Source organism: Microbacterium sp. Clip185, from assembly GCF_028743715.1.
Classification (GTDB): domain Bacteria; phylum Actinomycetota; class Actinomycetes; order Actinomycetales; family Microbacteriaceae; genus Microbacterium.
On the sequence record NZ_CP117996.1, the window covers coordinates 1,425,833 to 1,441,797 of the forward strand.

General features: G+C 69.0%; 16 protein-coding genes. 13 read left to right on the plus strand and 3 right to left on the minus strand.

What is annotated here, in order from left to right; translation table 11 throughout:
* The 7 genes from PQV94_RS06830 (at position 1) to leuA (ending at position 6,735) form a co-directional block, all read left to right on the plus strand.
* Positions 1-738, plus strand: a complete 738-nt coding sequence (locus PQV94_RS06830; protein ID WP_274288013.1) for a 16S rRNA (uracil(1498)-N(3))-methyltransferase — start codon at positions 1-3, stop codon at positions 736-738.
* A gap of 23 nt (positions 739-761) precedes the next feature.
* Positions 762-1,109 (plus strand): HIT domain-containing protein, encoded by a 348-nt coding sequence (locus tag PQV94_RS06835; RefSeq protein ID WP_274288014.1) that lies wholly within the window; start codon positions 762-764, stop codon positions 1,107-1,109.
* A 31-nt stretch (positions 1,110-1,140) separates the two neighbouring features.
* On the plus strand, positions 1,141-2,172 hold the full coding sequence (locus PQV94_RS06840; protein WP_274288234.1) for a PhoH family protein: 1,032 nt from the start codon (positions 1,141-1,143) through the stop codon (positions 2,170-2,172).
* Complete coding sequence (ybeY, locus tag PQV94_RS06845; protein ID WP_234072993.1) at positions 2,169-2,645, plus strand: rRNA maturation RNase YbeY; 477 nt, start codon at positions 2,169-2,171, stop codon at positions 2,643-2,645. The genes PQV94_RS06840 and ybeY overlap by 4 nt, the downstream gene beginning before the upstream one ends.
* Positions 2,642-3,952 carry a hemolysin family protein gene (locus PQV94_RS06850; RefSeq protein ID WP_274288015.1) on the plus strand — a complete coding sequence of 437 codons (1,311 nt, stop codon included), beginning with the start codon at positions 2,642-2,644 and terminating at the stop codon, positions 3,950-3,952. Before ybeY ends, PQV94_RS06850 begins: the two co-directional genes overlap by 4 nt.
* Positions 3,949-4,845: a GTPase Era gene (gene era / locus PQV94_RS06855; protein ID WP_274288016.1), complete on the plus strand. Its 897-nt coding sequence runs from the start codon at positions 3,949-3,951 to the stop codon at positions 4,843-4,845. Before PQV94_RS06850 ends, era begins: the two co-directional genes overlap by 4 nt.
* 132 nt (positions 4,846-4,977) lie before the next feature.
* Positions 4,978-6,735, plus strand: a complete 1,758-nt coding sequence (gene leuA / locus PQV94_RS06860) for a 2-isopropylmalate synthase (protein WP_274288017.1) — start codon at positions 4,978-4,980, stop codon at positions 6,733-6,735.
* Positions 6,736-6,827: 92 nt separating this feature from the next.
* Here the strand turns inward: leuA and PQV94_RS06865 are convergent, their stop codons facing one another.
* A complete protein-coding gene (locus tag PQV94_RS06865) occupies positions 6,828-7,529 on the minus strand; it encodes a trimeric intracellular cation channel family protein (protein WP_274288018.1) in 702 nt (233 codons plus the stop codon).
* 35 nt (positions 7,530-7,564) lie between these two features.
* Between PQV94_RS06865 and recO the strand changes: the two genes are divergently transcribed.
* Both recO and PQV94_RS06875 read left to right on the plus strand, forming a co-directional pair.
* A complete protein-coding gene (gene recO, locus PQV94_RS06870) occupies positions 7,565-8,293 on the plus strand; it encodes a DNA repair protein RecO (protein ID WP_274288019.1) in 729 nt (242 codons plus the stop codon).
* Positions 8,290-9,093, plus strand: a complete 804-nt coding sequence (locus PQV94_RS06875) for an isoprenyl transferase (RefSeq protein WP_274288020.1) — start codon at positions 8,290-8,292, stop codon at positions 9,091-9,093. Before recO ends, PQV94_RS06875 begins: the two co-directional genes overlap by 4 nt.
* A 7-nt stretch (positions 9,094-9,100) precedes the next feature.
* Here PQV94_RS06875 and PQV94_RS06880 read toward each other — a convergent pair whose 3' ends face one another.
* Positions 9,101-10,201, minus strand: coding sequence for a PIG-L family deacetylase (locus PQV94_RS06880; RefSeq protein WP_274288021.1), 1,101 nt, complete (start codon positions 10,199-10,201; stop codon positions 9,101-9,103).
* A gap of 167 nt (positions 10,202-10,368) precedes the next feature.
* Between PQV94_RS06880 and PQV94_RS06885 the strand changes: the two genes are divergently transcribed.
* Positions 10,369-11,043, plus strand: a complete 675-nt coding sequence (locus PQV94_RS06885; protein WP_274288022.1) for a DsbA family oxidoreductase — start codon at positions 10,369-10,371, stop codon at positions 11,041-11,043.
* Position 11,044: 1 nt separating this feature from the next.
* Here the strand turns inward: PQV94_RS06885 and PQV94_RS06890 are convergent, their stop codons facing one another.
* Positions 11,045-11,548 carry a glutathione peroxidase gene (locus tag PQV94_RS06890; RefSeq protein ID WP_274288023.1) on the minus strand — a complete coding sequence of 168 codons (504 nt, stop codon included), beginning with the start codon at positions 11,546-11,548 and terminating at the stop codon, positions 11,045-11,047.
* Between the two features lie 51 nt (positions 11,549-11,599).
* On the opposite strand from PQV94_RS06890, the gene dusB reads away from it, so the two are divergent.
* The 3 genes from dusB to dnaG are packed head-to-tail and all read left to right on the plus strand — an operon-like array spanning position 11,600 to position 15,964.
* Entirely contained in the window at positions 11,600-12,760 is a 1,161-nt protein-coding gene (gene dusB, locus PQV94_RS06895) for a tRNA dihydrouridine synthase DusB (protein WP_274288024.1), read from the plus strand.
* On the plus strand, positions 12,732-14,111 hold the full coding sequence (locus PQV94_RS06900) for a deoxyguanosinetriphosphate triphosphohydrolase (RefSeq protein WP_274288235.1): 1,380 nt from the start codon (positions 12,732-12,734) through the stop codon (positions 14,109-14,111). Before dusB ends, PQV94_RS06900 begins: the two co-directional genes overlap by 29 nt.
* Entirely contained in the window at positions 14,111-15,964 is a 1,854-nt protein-coding gene (dnaG, locus tag PQV94_RS06905) for a DNA primase (protein ID WP_274288025.1), read from the plus strand. Before PQV94_RS06900 ends, dnaG begins: the two co-directional genes overlap by 1 nt.
* Position 15,965 lies beyond the last annotated feature (1 nt).

Sequence of the window (15,965 nt, forward strand, 5' to 3'; positions counted from 1 at the left end):
ATGGCACTGCACTTCCTCCTCGACGACGCGTCCGACGCACAGCCCGGCCGCACCGTGACCCTGACCGGAGCCGAGGCGCACCACGCCGCCACCGTGCGCCGGGTGCGCGTGGGCGAGGAGGTCACGATCGGCGACGGGCGAGGCGTCTGGGCGACCGGGACGTGCACGAGCGTCGCGCCCCGCGAGGTCGCGGTGGAGGTCCATCAGCGGGAGGACGTGGCGGCCCCCTCACCCCGGCTCGTGCTCGTCCAGGCGTTGGCGAAGGGCGACCGCGACGAAATGGCGGTGCAGGCGGCCACGGAGCTCGGTGTCGCCGAGGTCGTGCCGTGGCAGGCCGCTCGCAGCGTCTCGCGCTGGGATGCCGCCAAGGCGGTCAAGGGGCGTGCGCGCTGGGCCCAGATCGTCCGCGAAGCTGCGAAGCAGGCGCATCGCGCGTGGGTTCCGGAGGTGAGCGAGGTGCGCACGAGCGCACAGGTCGCGCAGCGTGCCGCCGTCGTCCCGACGCTCGTCCTGGAGCCCGGCGCGTCCGAGTCCCTCAGCGCCAGGATGCAGGAGCTGCGGGACGCCCCGGAGATCCTGCTCGTCGTGGGGCCCGAGGGAGGGATCGATGCTGCGGAGCTCGAGACCTTCGCCGCGGCGGGCGCGCATCCGGTGCGCCTCGGCGCAGGAGTGCTGCGCACCTCCACCGCAGGACCGGCCGCACTCGCCGCCATCGAGGCGCTCCTGGGTCGGTGGTGAACGCGCACGCATAGACTGGAGGAATGAGCGAGCCGTCCGTGTTCACCCGCATCCTGCAGGGCGAGATCCCCGCGGAGATCCTCCACGAGACCGACCGCGTCTTCGTCATCCGTGACATCGCGCCACAGGCTCCGATCCACCTCCTGGTGATCCCGAAGACCGCGGAGTACCGCGATGTCGTCGCACTCGCGGCGGGCGAGCCCGATCTGCTGGCCGAGATGGTCGAGGTCGCGGGCAGGGTTGCGGCGAAGCACGCGGACGGCGACTTCCGCCTCGTCTTCAACTCCGGCGCCGGTGCGGGTCAGACCGTCTTCCACGTGCACGCCCACGTTCTCGCCGGCGACCTGTCGGAGGGGAGCGTCGGTGCCTGAGCAGTCTCAGCCCGAAGCCGTCGAGAAGCTCATGGCCGACGGCATCGCCATGGTGCAGTTGCTCGGGCCTCAGGACCGCCTCCTCCGCGTCGTCGAGCGCGAGCATCCGGATGTCGACGTGCACGTGCGCGGCAACGAGATCACTCTCTCCGGCTCTGCGGCCGACGTCGCTGCAGCCAAGGCGCTCGTGGAAGAGCTGTTGGTCATGACGCGGCGCGGACAGGACCTCGGCCCCGCCGACGTCGCCTCGTCGCGCCGCATCCTCGACATGGACGGCGGGATGCGTCCGTCGGAGGTCATGGGCGAGGCGATCCTGTCGTCGCGGGGCAAGGTCATCCGACCGAAGACGCTGGGGCAGAAGGCCTACGTCGATGCGATCGAAGAGAACACGATCGTGTTCGGCATCGGTCCTGCCGGAACCGGCAAGACCTACCTGGCGATGGCCAAGGCCGTCCAGGCGCTGCAGCGCAAGGAGGTCAGTCGCATCATCCTCAGCCGGCCGGCGATCGAAGCGGGTGAGCGTCTCGGGTTCCTGCCCGGATCGCTCACCGACAAGATCGATCCGTACCTGCGACCGCTCTACGACGCGCTCAACGAGATGCTCGACCCCGAACTCGTGCCCAAGCTCATGGCCAGCGGCACCATCGAGGTGGCGCCGCTCGCCTACATGCGCGGACGCACGCTCAACGACTCCTTCGTCGTGCTCGACGAGGCGCAGAACACGACGCCCGAGCAGATGAAGATGTTCCTCACGCGCCTCGGGTTCGGCACGCGCATGGTCGTCACCGGCGACATCACGCAGATTGACCTGCCGCAGGGAGCCTCGGGTCTGCGTCTGGTGACGCGGGTGCTCAAGGACATCGACGACATCCACTTCTCGTACCTCACCAGCGACGACGTGGTGCGCCACACCCTCGTCGGCAAGATCGTCGACGCCTACACCGAGTTCGACGAGCGACGTCTCGCATCCCGGCGCGAGCGGGATGAGGCCAGCGAGCTCGCCAATCGTGCCCAGAGGCGCGGCGGTGCGCGCGACCACCTTCCGAAGCGAGGACGCTCATGACGATCGAGATCACCAACGAATCGGGCATCGACGTCGACGAGACGGTGCTGCTGCGACTCATGGAGAGCAACTTCTCCGAGCTGCACATCAGCCCGGACGCCGACGTCGCGATCCTCCTGGTCGATGAGGGTGCCATGGAGGCACTGCACGTGCAGTGGATGGACGAGCCGGGGCCGACCGACGTGCTGAGCTTTCCGATGGACGAACTGCGGCCCGGCTCCGAGGAGGCCCCGACGCCTCCCGGACTCCTGGGCGACATCGTCCTGTGCCCGCAGGTCGCGGAGACCCAGGCGCGTGAGGCGAAGCCGCCGCATCCGATGCAGGACGAGCTGATCATGCTCACCACCCACGGGCTGCTGCACCTGCTCGGCTTCGATCACGCCGAGCCCGATGACGCGGCTGAGATGTTCGGCCTGCAGCGCGATCTCATCGTCGCCTTCACCCTCGCGGAGCGGCGCAGGGCGCGGGGATGACCGCTGCTCTGCTGCTGACCGCGGCCGTTCTGCTCATCGCGTTCGGCGCTCTCATGGCCGCGATCGACGCGGCGTTCGGCGTGACCTCCCGCCAGGACCTCGTGGATCTCTCGGGATCCGGCCGCAACGCCGTGCCGCTCGGTCGCATCAGCGCCGACCCGGAGGCGCACGCCAACGCGGTGGCGTTCATCCGCGTGCTGGCGGAGACCGGTGCCGCGGTGCTCGTGACGGCGGCGTTCGATCAGCTGTTCGACAACGTCTGGTGGGCGATCCTGGCGGCTGTCGTGCTCATGACCGGACTGTCCTTCGTGGCCGTCGGCGTCAGCCCCCGCTCGGTGGGCCGTCGCCACGCCGAGGGCCTGCTGCGCGGGGCCGCGCCCGTCATCCGGGGTGTACGCATCCTGCTCGGTCCGCTCGCGCACGGTCTGGTCGCACTGAGCAGCCGGGTGACGCCCGGCGGCGCCCGCGGAGCCTCGTTCGACACCGAGGAGCAGCTGCTCAGCATGGTCGACGAAGCGGCCATGCACGACCTCATCGAAGAGGACGACCGCGAACTCATCCACTCGGTGTTCGAGTTCACAGGCACCTACGTGCGTGCGGTCATGGTGCCGCGTACCGACCTCGTGACGCTCGCCGAGGACGACACGGCGCGCGACGCGCTGCGGATCTTCCTCGACACCGGCGTGTCCCGCATCCCCGTGCTCACCGCCGACGGCGAGGACGTCAGCGGCATCCTGTATCTCAAGGACCTTGTGCGCCGCGCGTTCCGCGATGAGCAGGACTGGGGTGCGCAGTCGGTGGCGCAGCTGGCCCGCGTCCCCGTCTTCGTCCCCGAGTCGATGCGCGTCGAGCCCTTGCTGCAGCAGATGCAGCGCGACGCGGTGCACGTGTGCATGGTCGTCGACGAGTACGGCGGCATCGCGGGTCTCGTGACCCTCGAGGACGTCATCGAGGAGCTCGTGGGAGAGATCGCCGACGAGTACGACGCCCCGGCGACAGAGGTCGTCGAGCTCGGTCCCGACCGCTATCGAGTGAGTGCCCGCCTCGGCCTGGACGCGGTCGGCGAGCTGTTCGGCCTCGAGCTCGACGACGACGAGGTCGACTCCGTCGGCGGGCTGCTGGGCAAGGTGCTGGGCCGGGTCCCGCAACCCGGCGCCAGTGTCACGTACGAGGGTCTCAACCTGACAGGCGGCGCTTCGCGCGGACGGGGGCGCGGTCTCGCGACGGTCCTCGTGGAGCGCGCCCCGGAAACGCAGACGGATACCCGGACGGGTTCGATCCCCGTGCCGGTGAAGGGAGAACGATGACCGACGAGCACCGCAGCGGCTTCGTGACATTCGTGGGTCGCCCGAACGTCGGCAAATCGACGCTCACCAATGCGCTCGTGGGCGAGAAGATCGCCATCACGAGCGAGAAGCCCCAGACGACGCGTCGCGCCATCCGCGGCATCGTGAACCGGCCGGCCGGTCAGTTGGTCGTCGTCGACACGCCCGGACTGCACCGACCCCGGACTCTGCTCGGACAGCGCCTCAATGATCTGGTCGAGGACGTGCTCGGCGACGTCGACGTGATCGCCTTCTGCGCACCCGCGACCGAGAAGGTGGGTCCCGGAGACCGCCGCATCGCTGAGTCGCTGAACGGCTACCCCCGCGCGCGCAAGGTCGCCGTGGTCACGAAGACGGATGCCGCATCCCGCGAGCAGATCACCGAGCGCCTCATCGAGGTCGACTCGCTCCGTGAGGACTGGGATGCGGTCATTCCGCTCTCGGCGCTGACGGGGGAGCAGCTGGGGGTGCTCTCCGACGAGCTGCTCGCCCTCATGCCCATCGGCCCCGCGCTGTACGACGCGGACGTGGTGACCGACGAGACCACCGAGGACCGCATCGCGGAGATCATCCGCGAGGCCGCGCTGGGCGATGCGCGCGAGGAGCTCCCGCACTCCATCGCGGTCGTCGTGCAGGACATCGCCGAGCGCGAGGACTCCGACCTGACCGACGTGTTCGCCGACATCGTCGTCGAGCGCGACAGCCAGAAGGCGATCATCATCGGACGCAAGGGTCAGCGGCTGCGCGACGTAGGCGCAGCCTCACGCGCCGGGATCGAGCAGCTCCTCGGGCGCCGGGTGTACCTGTCTCTTCACGTGCGCGTCGCCAAGGAGTGGCAGCGCGACCCGAAGCAGCTCGGGCGCCTGGGCTTCTGACCTGCCGGGTGTAAGCTGTCCGCATGCGCGCGGCCGTGCTTCTCCTTAGTCGCCGCGACGAGACCTCGTTCTAGGGCCCTTCTCGTCGCGGAGCTCGTCGACGGCCCGCATCATCAGACGAGGAAAGCAGCCATGGAGAACACTCAGAAGCCGTCCGGCATGCCGACGCACAAGTACCGTCCTTTCCACGAGCAGATCCGCGTAGACCTGACCGATCGCACCTGGCCTTCGAAGCGCATCACCCAGGCGCCGCGCTGGTGCGCGGTCGACCTGCGCGACGGCAACCAGGCGCTGATCGACCCGATGAGCCCGGAGCGCAAGCGGGTCATGTTCGACCTGCTGGTGCGCATGGGCTACAAGGAGATCGAGGTCGGCTTCCCCAGCGCGAGCCAGACAGACTTCGACTTCGTGCGCGAGCTGATCGAGAAGGACCTCATCCCTGACGACGTCACCATCCAGGTACTGACGCAGGCCCGCCAGCACCTGATCGAGCGCACCTACGAGGCGATCGCGGGGGCGAAGCAGGCGATCGTCCACCTGTACAACTCCACGAGCGTGCTGCAGCGCGAGGTCGTGTTCCGCACCGACAAGCAGGGCATCATCGACATCGCGCTCGAGGGCGCCCGGCTGTGCCGCGAGTACGAGAAGCGCATCCCGGAGACTGCGGTGTACTACGAGTACTCGCCCGAGAGCTACACGGGTACCGAGCTCGAGTTCGCGGCCGAGATCTGCAACGCCGTGCTCGAGGTCCTGGAGCCCACGCCCGAGCGCAAGGTCATCATCAACCTGCCCGCCACGGTGGAGATGGCCACTCCGAACGTCTACGCCGACTCGATCGAGTGGATGGGGCGCAACCTGAACCACCGCGAGAACGTCATCATCTCGCTGCATCCGCACAACGACCGCGGTACGGCCGTGGCTGCGGCGGAGCTGGGTTACATGGCCGGCGCGGACCGCATCGAGGGCTGCCTGTTCGGCAACGGAGAACGCACCGGCAACGTCGACCTGGTCGCCCTGGGTATCAACCTGTTCACGCAGGGCATCGACCCGCAGATCGACTTCAGCGACATCGACCAGATCAAGCGCACGGCCGAGTACTGCAACCAGCTGCCGGTTCCTGAGCGCAGTCCGTGGGCCGGCGACCTCGTCTTCACGGCGTTCAGCGGCTCGCATCAGGACGCGATCAAGAAGGGCTTCGAGGCGATGGCCGCCGAGGCCGCCTCGCGCGGTGTCTCTGTCGACGAGATCGAGTGGGCCGTGCCGTACCTGCCCATCGACCCGAAGGACCTGGGGCGCTCCTACGAGGCGGTCATCCGCGTGAACTCGCAGTCGGGCAAGGGCGGGGTGGCATATCTGCTCAAGACCGACCACGCGCTGGATCTGCCCCGCAAGCTCCAGATCGAGTTCTCCGGTGTCGTGCAGGCCAAGACCGACGCCGAAGGCGGCGAGGTGACGAGCGACCAGATCTGGTCGGTCTTCTCCGACGAGTACCTGCCATCGGAGTCGGATGACGCGCGCTGGGGCCGCTTCGAGCTTCTCGGAACGCGCACCTCGAGCGAGATGACCGGCGACGTCGAGCTCAACGTGCGCCTGCGCGACGGCGACACGGTCGAGGATGCGACAGGGAACGGCAACGGTCCCATCGCCGCCTTCCTCGAGATCCTGCGTTCTCGCGGCTTCGACATCTCGCTGTACGACTACGTCGAGCACACGATGAGCGCCGGCGGCGACGCGCAGGCGGCGGCCTACGTCGAGCTGCAGGTCGACGGCGAGCGCCTGTGGGGCGTCGGCATCGACGGCGACATCTCGACGGCGAGCCTGAAGGCGGTCGTCTCGAGCGTCAACCGCGCGATCCGCACCCGGGAGCGCGAGCTGGTCGCGACCGCCTGATCCCGCATCCCTCCACCGCGAGACTGCATCTCCCGCACGAGATCACGGGTATTACCCGTGATCTCGTGACAGAAGTGCAGTCTCGCGGTGCTTTATTCGGGCTCGGCGGCCGGGCGCACGATCGGGATCGCCGCGGTCTCGACGGCGACCTTGCGGCGGTACAGCATCCGCTGCTCCGGTAGGGACAGGTCGAAGATCACAGCCAGGATGCGGATGATGGTCGTCACCGCGATCCCGACGATCGCTGCCGCGACGAGGTTCACGCCGAACGCGTCGAGCGTCGCGAGGACGACGCAGCCGGCGGCTGCGGCCACGGCGTAGAGCGACCCGACATGCATGATGGCCACCGGCAGTCCCATGATCACGTCGCGCAGCACACCACCCCCGACGGCCGCGCAGACGCCCACGAAGACCGCGGGCACGACCGGGAGTCCCAGAGCGAGCGCCTTGCTCGTGCCGAAGGCGCCGAAGAGCCCGATGACGAACGCATCGAGCGAGACGATGACCCGATTGAGGCGCTGGAAGAGTCCGGCCAGCAGCATCCCGATGAGGGACGCGGCCATCGCCGTGAGCAGATACCAGTCGCTCTGGAGGGTGGCGGGGGCGACCCCCAGCAGCAGATCGCGGATCAGACCGCCGCCCATGCCGAACAGGATGCCGATGATGGCGACGCCGAGCAGATCGAGGCGGCGCTGGCCGCGGAAGCCGGACGCGAAGAGCGCGCCCTGCACCCCTCCGAGGGCGACGGCGGTGAGATCGGCCCACAGGGGGATCACGAAGAGCGGCTCGGTCACGCATCCATTGTCTCTGCTGCGCGGGATAATCGAGTGTGCCCACCTATCGCGACGAGGTCGTGGTCCTGCGCACCCACAAGCTGGGTGAGGCGGATCGGATCGTCACCATGCTCGGGCGCCGCACCGGCAAGATCCGCGCCGTCGCGAAAGGCGTGCGCCGCACGTCGTCGCGGCTGGGCGCGAGGCTCGAACCGTTCATGGTCGCCGACGTCCAGCTGTACGCAGGACGCTCGCTCGACATCGTCCAGCAAGCCGAGTCGCTGGGCACCTACGGTGCCGACATCGCCGGCGACTACGACAGCTACACCGCCGCGAGTGCGATGGCTGAGACGGCCGACCGGCTCGGCGACGCGGAGGCGTCCTCGTCGCACTACCTGCTTCTCGTGGGAGGCTTGCGAGCGCTCGCTCGCGCCGATCACGCACCGCGCAGCATCCTCGATTCCTACCTCTTGCGTGCCCTCGCACTCTCGGGCTGGGCCCCCGGTCTCGACGAGTGCGCCCGCTGCGGCGCACCGGGGCCCCACAGCGCGTTCGTCGCGCAGGCCGGCGGGATGGTGTGTGCCTCCTGCGCCCCGGCAGGATCCGCGCGTGTCGACGTCGAGACCACGGGGCATCTCCGTGCGCTGCTGACCGGTGACTGGGGCAGCGTGGACGCCGCGAGCGAGCGCACGCACGCCTCGGCCTCCGGGCTCGTCGCCGCTTACGCGCAGTGGCATCTCGAGCGCGGCATCCGATCCCTGTCCCACGTGGAAAGAGCCCGATGAGCCCGAAGCCCTACACGCACCGGGATGCGGTGCCGTACCGACCCGTCGACTGGACAGGGGAGTACCCGCCCGAGTACCGGCGCGGCACGGTTCCGCGTCACGTGGCGATCGTGATGGACGGCAACGGGCGGTGGGCGAACGGCCGCGGGCTCACTCGGGTCGAGGGTCACAAAGCGGGGGAGGCGGCGCTGCTGGATGTGGTCGCCGGAGCCATCCAGGCCGGCGTCACCCACCTCTCGGTCTATGCGTTCTCGACGGAGAACTGGAGTCGCTCGCCCGACGAGGTGCGCTTCCTCATGGGCTTCAACCGCGATGTGCTGCACCGTCGACGCGACCAGCTCAACGAGTGGGGTGTGCGGGTGCGGTGGGCCGGACGCAAGCCGCGGCTGTGGGGCTCGGTGATCAAGGAACTCCAGTACGCGGAGGAGCTCACGCGCGACAACACGGTGCTGACGCTCACGATGTGCGTCAACTACGGCGGTCGGGTGGAGCTGGTCGATGCGATGCGATCGATCGCGGACGATGTCGCGGCGGGGCGGCTGCGGCCCTCCGCCGTCACGGAGAAGCTCGTTCAGCGTCGGCTCTACCAGCCGGACATGCCCGATGTGGACCTGTTCGTGCGCTCCAGCGGTGAGCAGCGCACCTCGAACTTCCTGCTGTGGGAATCCGCCTACGCCGAGTTCGTGTTCCTGGATACGCTCTGGCCCGACTTCGGCCGCCGCGATCTGTGGCGGGCGATCGACATGTACCTCGGCCGGGATCGCCGGTTCGGCGGCGCGGTCGACGCGCCGCGCGCGTGATGCGGTCTCAGCCGATACCGAGCTCGGCGTCCGTCTTCGGGTAGGAGCGCTGCAGCCAGGCGCCGAATCCCTTGCGGGCGAGACAGGCGGCATTGTCGGCGCAGGCGATCACCGGGTCCTCCTTCGCGTACACGCGGTACGTGTCGACCTTCCGGCTGAGGATGTCGCCGTCCACGTTCACCGGCAGGTTCTGGGAGGGATAGCCGACGAAGTATCGGATCGCGTCGGTCGGGTAGCCGACGCTCTGCGCCGCGGCACGCACGATGGCGCCGGTCGCGCCGTGGTCCGGGTGGTCGCCCTGGGTCAGGGGAGAGTTCGCGGGCACATGGGTGAAGAGCCGGGTGGGAGCCCACGCCGAGATGGCCTCGGCCACGGTCTGCTGCAGCACCGCGGCCGTGAGCGGTGGTCCGCCGTCGATGGGGGCGAGCGCAGGAATCGCGCCGGACTCGAGCTGCGGGATGCTCCCGTGGCCGGTGGCGACGAACCCGCCCGCGTCGAGGCCGCCGTCGGGAAGCCGGAGGAACGCGACGCTCAGCTTCGGGTCGCCCTGCCGGCAGAAGATGGTGACGTGGGCTCCGGACAGCGTGGTCACGCTCTTCTCGTCCCAGAACGCCTGCGCGCCGCGCATGGTGTTGTAGGCACGCAGGATGCCCAGTTCGCGCGAACGCGAGTAGTTCGTCCCCTTGCCGGCGTCGCCGGCGGTCAGGTAGAGCGTGCGCACGCATTCGCCGTTGCTCACCGCCTCCTGCAGGGAGGGGTTCGCAAAGATCAGGTCGTCGTCCTGGTGCGCCCAGACCGACATCAGAGTCGTGGTGTCGCACGGCAGCGCGAGCGGAGAGGCCGGCGTCGGCGGGGGCGGAGGAGTGTCCGGTGTCTGCACCGGTGTGGGCAACGGTGTCGGGTCGGGTGACGCCGCCTCGGTCGGTGACGAGCTGGGCGTCTGCTCCGCCGCGAACGGAAAGGACGGCGGCAGTTGCGGCAGGACGACCGCGGCCGCGGTGGTCGCGCCCACTGCCAGAACGGCGATGAGCGAGCTCACCCAGATGATCGTGCGACGGCGGTGTCGGCGTGCGTGGCGCGCGTCACGCGCCACGGTTCGGGTCCCCACGTGCTTTCCCCATGATGCTCAGGTGCCGGCATACCCCCACGGCAGCCCACAGAAGTCTCGCACAGCGTCCGGTGCTCGTGAGGTCATTCTTCACACCTTCTCAGTGTTGGTCGCGCCCGCGTGCGCGAGCTCGGAATAGTGCGGGCCGGCCGACCGTTGCTCCCGTCATGACAGACCCGATTCGTATCGACGTGTGGAGTGACATCGCGTGCCCGTGGTGTTACATCGGAAAGCGCAATCTCGAGGCCGGACTGAAGGCCACCGCGGATGACGAAGACGCCCCGCGGGTGGAGGTGACCTTCCACTCGTACGAGCTCTCACCCGACACGCCCGTCGATTTCCATGGGAACGAGGTCGACTTCCTCGCGGAGTACAAGGGGATGCCGCACGATCAGGTGCGCCAGATGCTCGACCGCGTCACGGGCGTCGCCGCGGAGGCGGGCCTGGACTACCACTTCGAGAAACTGCAGCACACGAACACGGTGCTTGCGCACCAGTTGCTGCACTTCGCCAAGGAGCAGGGTCTCCAGCGGGAGATGACTGAGCGTCTCATGTCGGCCTACTTCGTGGAGGGCCACCACGTGGGCCGCGTGGACGACCTCGTCGCGCTGGCCGCCGAGGTGGGGCTGGATGCGGAGGCCGCACGCGAGGCCCTCGAGAGCGACCGGTACCTCGAAGCCGTTGAGGCGGACAAGGCGCAGGCGACGGCGTACGGGATCAACGCCGTGCCGTTCTTCGTGATCGACGAGCGCTACGGCGTGAGCGGAGCACAGCCCCCTGAGGCATTCGCACAGATCGCACGCCAGGTGTGGGCGGAGCGACAGGGCGCCGAGACGGCCTGAATCAGGCGGGCAGGTTCCGCTCGATGACCTCGACGATCGCCGGATCGTCGGGCTTCACGGTCGGGCGGAACCGGTGCACGTCTCCTGCGGGGGTGAGCACGAACTTCTCGAAGTTCCAGAGGATCGGGCCGTGCTTGCCCTCCTCGTCCTTCGCGCGCTTGAGCGCCTTGTAGAGAGGAGCGGCGCCGGGCCCGTTCACCTTGACCTTGTCGTTCACGGGGAACGTGACGCCCCACGTCGTCGAGCAGTACTCGAGGATCTCCTCGACGGATCCGGGCTCTTGGCCCATGAACTGGTTGCAGGGGAATCCGAGGACGGTGAAGCCCCGCTCGCCGTACGTGCGCTGCAGTTCTTCGAGCTGCTCGTACTGCGGCGCGAGGCCGCAGCGAGAGGCGACGTTGACGATCATGAGGACGTTCTGGCCGTAGTCGGCGAGGGTCTTCTGGCTGCCGTCTGCGGCGGTGAAGGGGATGTTGCGCAGGTCGTCGGCGGTGGTCACGCTCATGAGCCTTACAGTACGCCGCCGGGCGGCCTCTCGGTCTGGGAGAATGATTTGGTGACCACGACAATCGCCCCCGCGCGCCCCCTGCGGCTCGGCCCCATCGAGGTCGAGGTGCCGGTGGTTCTCGCGCCCATGGCGGGTATCACGAACACGGCGTTTCGTCGGCTGTGCCGCGAGTACGGGGCCGGTCTCTACGTGAGCGAGATGATCACTTCACGCGCTCTGGTGGAGCGCAACGAGACGACGATGCGCCTCATCCGCCATCACGAATCCGAGACGCCGCGTTCTGTGCAGCTTTACGGTGTCGATCCGGCGACGGTGGGAGCCGCGGCGCGGCTGCTCGCCGACGAGGATCGCGCCGATCACATCGATCTGAACTTCGGTTGTCCCGTCCCCAAGGTCACCCGCAAGGGCGGGGGAGCGGCTCTGCCCTGGAAGAGCGGGCTGTTCGGCGAGATCGTGCGCGCTGCGGTACACGGCGCGGGCGACATTCCGGTGACGGTGAAGATGCGCAAGGGCATCGACGACGACCACCTCACCTATCTCGACGCGGCTCGTATCGCGGAGGATGCGGGGGTCGCCGCGATCGCGCTGCACGCGCGCACCGCGTCGCAGTTCTACTCGGGCCATGCGGACTGGGATGCGATCGGCACGCTGAAGCAGACCATCACGAGCGTGCCGGTGCTCGGCAACGGCGACATCTGGTCGGCACAGGACGCGGTGCGCATGGTCGAGGAGACCGGCTGCGACGGTGTCGTGGTGGGGCGCGGGTGCCTCGGGCGGCCATGGCTCTTCGGGGACCTGGCCCGTGCCTTCGGCGGCGGTGCGGGAACCCACCCCGTCGATGCCACTCTCGGTTTCGTCGCTGGAGCGTTCCGCCGTCACGCCGAGCTGCTGGTGGAGTTCTTCGAGGATGAGGACCGCGGATGCCGCGACATCCGCAAGCACGTGGCCTGGTACTTCAAGGGCTATCCGGTCGGAGGCGACATCCGCGCGCGGCTGGCGACCGCCTCGTCGCTGCAGGAGATCGACGATCTGCTCGGGACGCTGGAGCTCGACGCGCCGTACCCGGGGGAGGCGGCGGAGGGTCAGCGCGGTCGCGCGGGAACCCCGAAGCGCCCGGCGCTTCCCGAGGGATGGCTCGACAACCGAGAGCTGGCGACGGATGCTGCCGGCGCACTGGCGGATGCGGAGCTCGACCACAGTGGCGGCTGAACACTCCGTGACGGGGACGCGCCCCGACGGCTACGAGGCGAGCGACGCCGAACGCTTCTTCTCGGAACAGCACCGCTCACAGCGCGACGACTTCGCTCGCGACCGTGCGCGCGTCCTCCACTCCGCCTCGTTGCGTCGACTGGCGGCGAAGACGCAGGTGCTCTCGCCCGCGAGCCCCGCTGATTTCGCGCGTAACCGTCTGACGCACTCGTTGGAGGTCGCGCAGGTCGGGCGCGAGCTCGCGACGGCCCTTCAGCTCGCGCCGGATGTCGTGGACACGGCGTGCCTGAGCCATGACCTCGGTCATCCGCCGTTCGGACACAACGGCGAGCGTGCGCTCAATGATTGGGCCGAGGACATCGGGGGTTTCGAGGGCAACGCGCAGACCCTCCGCATCCTGACCCGACTCGAGTCGAAGGTGATCTCGCCCGACGGACGCAGCTACGGGCTCAACCTGACGCGCGCCAGCCTCGACGCGACCTGCAAGTACCCCTGGACGATCGACAGCCCGGTGCCCGATCCGGGCGGAAGGCTCAAGTTCGGTGTCTACCCCGATGACGAGCCTGTCTTCCGCTGGATGCGTCAGGGCGCGCCGGGACGGGTGCGTTGCATCGAGGCGGAGGTCATGGACCTCTCCGACGACATCGCCTACTCGGTGCACGACTTCGAGGACGCCGTCATCAACGGCTATCTGGATCCCGAGCGCCTGTCGGACCCGCGCCAGCACACGGCACTGTTGAGCGCCATCCAGACCTGGGTCGGCTACGACTTCACGCGCGATGAGCTCGAGGACGCCCTCTACCGCCTGACGAGCCTTCCCGAGTGGATCGCGTCCTTCGACGGCACGCGCGCGGCGCACGCGCGCCTGAAGAACCTCACCTCGGACCTGATCGGCCGCTTCGCCCGCGCCGCGACGGCGGCGACACGGGAGGCGTACGATGCGCCGGCGCTGACGCGGTACAACGGCCACGTCGTCGTCCCGAGGGTGGTCGAGGCCGAGATGGCCGTGCTCAAGGGCACGATCGGGGCGTTCGTGGTCACGATCGAGGGGCGCAAGGGTCTCTACCGGGAACAGCGCCGTCTGCTGAAGCGCCTCGCGACAGCGCTGTGGGAGGCGCCTGAGCATCTCGACCCGCTGCACGCGGAGGACTTCGCTCGCGCGGAGTCCGACAGCGCGCGCCGTCGTGTCGTCGTGGATCAGGTCGCGAGTCTCACCGATCGTTTCGCCCTGGGGTGGCATCACCGACTGGTGGGAGAGATCGACACCGAGACGCTCGATGTCTGGATGCCGGGAGGGCGAGCCATCGCCCGTTCGCTGTACGCGCTTCCCGAGCCTCTCGAGGGACTCTGATGCCGGGGCGCATCGCGCAGGCCGACGTCGAGGAGGTGAAGGCCCGGACGAACATCGCCGACATCGTGGGGGAGCGCGTCGCGCTCAAGTCGGCGGGTGTGGGTTCGCTCAAGGGACTGTGTCCGTTCCACGACGAGAAGAGCCCCAGCTTCCACGTGCGACCGCAGGTGGGCTTCTACCACTGCTTCGGATGCGGCGAGTCCGGCGACGTGTACACATTCCTCCGCCGGATGGACCACCTGACGTTCACCGAGGCGGTCGAGCGTCTTGCCGGACGCATCGGCTACACACTGCACTACGAAGAGGGCGGTGCCGCGCCGGAGACCTCGGGACGCGCTCGCCTGTACGCGGCCAACGCCGCGGCTGCGGATTTCTTCCGTGCGCAGCTGCTGACGCCCGAGGCCGAGGTAGGGCGCCGCTTCCTGGGTGAGCGGGGCTTCGATGCGGGTGCGGCCGCGCACTTCGGCGTGGGCTTCGCGCCGCCGGGGTGGTCGGGGATGCTCGACGCTCTGACGGCGAAGGGCTTCACCAAGGAGGAGCTGCTGACGGCGGGCCTCGTGTCCCAGGGGCAGCGCGGCGTCTATGACAGGTTCCGCGGCCGCGTGGTCTGGCCCATCCGCGATGTGACGGGTCAGGTGCTCGGCTTCGGTGCCCGTCGCCTGCTCGAGGACGACAAGGGGCCGAAGTACCTCAACACGCCCGAGACGCCGATCTACCGCAAATCGCAGGTGCTGTATGGCATCGATCTCGCCAAGCGCGATATCGCCCGAGGCGACAAGCGCCGCGTCATCGTCGTGGAGGGGTACACCGACGTCATGGCGTGCCACCTGGCGGGGCTCACCACCGCGGTCGCCACCTGTGGCACGGCCTTCGGCGCCGAGCACATGAAGGTGCTGCGCCGCATCATGGGCGACGATGCGGCCGCGGAGATCGTCTTCACCTTCGACCCGGATGCGGCGGGCCAGAAGGCCGCGGTGCGTGCATTCGCCGAGACCCGCACTGCCAACGTGCAGAGCTTCGTGGCCGTGGGGCCGGCGGATCTCGATCCCTGTGATCTGCGTCTGGCTCGCGGAGACGGCGCGGTGCGCGCGCTGATGGACACGAAGGTGCCCATGTTCGAGTTCGTCATCGATCAACGCCTCGCGGGTCTGGACCTCCGCACGGTCGAAGGCCGTCTCGCCGGGTTGAACCTCGCCGCTCCGCTCCTGGCGGAGATCCGCGACGAACCGCTGCGTCGTCGCTACGAGCATGTCCTCGCGCGGCGGCTCGGCGAGGACCTCAAGGACGTGCATCGTGAGGTCGCGCGCCAGCGTTCGCGCGCCGCAGGCACGCCCGAGCTGGCGCCGAGCCCGTCGCCGCAGGCGGACGCACCCCAACCTCCTCTCGTGCGCGTCACGCTCGCCTCGCTCCCGCGCTCCGCCGACCTGGAACGTGATGCGGTCATGGGCTTCTTGCAGTACGGGCATCGCCTCGACCCCGCGGAGCTGCGCGCGGCGCTCGACGAGACGTTCCAGCATCCGGCGCTCGAAGCGGTCAGATCCAGCATCGCGGCCGTTCCCGACCACTCCCGTCCGGGCTGGGCCGCGGCTGCGGTCGACGCCGTGAGAGAGCCCTATCGATCGCTCGCGGCAGAGCTGCTGACGGGCGAGTTCCCCGCGCGCGACGAGGAGCACGCGGTGATCTCCGCCCGCGACCTGGCGCTGCGTATCCGACTGCGCGCGATCGACCGGCAGAAGCAGGAGCTGGTGGGCGACATCCAGCGACTCGCGCCCGACTCGCCTGAGGGACGAGAGGTCCGGCTGCGGCTGCGTGAGCTGGACGCGGCGCGGCTGCGCCTCACCCTCGATCAGTAGC

Coding starts and splice junctions, on each gene's coding strand:
- dnaG (WP_274288025.1), top strand. CDS start 14,111: ATGCCGGGGCGCATCGCGCAGGCCGACGTCGAGGAGGTGAAGGCCCGG.
- PQV94_RS06900 (WP_274288235.1), top strand. CDS start 12,732: ATGCGGAGCTCGACCACAGTGGCGGCTGAACACTCCGTGACGGGGACG.
- leuA (WP_274288017.1), top strand. CDS start 4,978: ATGGAGAACACTCAGAAGCCGTCCGGCATGCCGACGCACAAGTACCGT.
- PQV94_RS06840 (WP_274288234.1), top strand. CDS start 1,141: ATGGCCGACGGCATCGCCATGGTGCAGTTGCTCGGGCCTCAGGACCGC.
- PQV94_RS06830 (WP_274288013.1), top strand. CDS start 1: ATGGCACTGCACTTCCTCCTCGACGACGCGTCCGACGCACAGCCCGGC.
- ybeY (WP_234072993.1), top strand. CDS start 2,169: ATGACGATCGAGATCACCAACGAATCGGGCATCGACGTCGACGAGACG.
- PQV94_RS06885 (WP_274288022.1), top strand. CDS start 10,369: ATGACAGACCCGATTCGTATCGACGTGTGGAGTGACATCGCGTGCCCG.
- PQV94_RS06835 (WP_274288014.1), top strand. CDS start 762: ATGAGCGAGCCGTCCGTGTTCACCCGCATCCTGCAGGGCGAGATCCCC.
- PQV94_RS06890 (WP_274288023.1), bottom strand. CDS start 11,548: ATGAGCGTGACCACCGCCGACGACCTGCGCAACATCCCCTTCACCGCC.
- PQV94_RS06875 (WP_274288020.1), top strand. CDS start 8,290: ATGAGCCCGAAGCCCTACACGCACCGGGATGCGGTGCCGTACCGACCC.
- PQV94_RS06850 (WP_274288015.1), top strand. CDS start 2,642: ATGACCGCTGCTCTGCTGCTGACCGCGGCCGTTCTGCTCATCGCGTTC.
- era (WP_274288016.1), top strand. CDS start 3,949: ATGACCGACGAGCACCGCAGCGGCTTCGTGACATTCGTGGGTCGCCCG.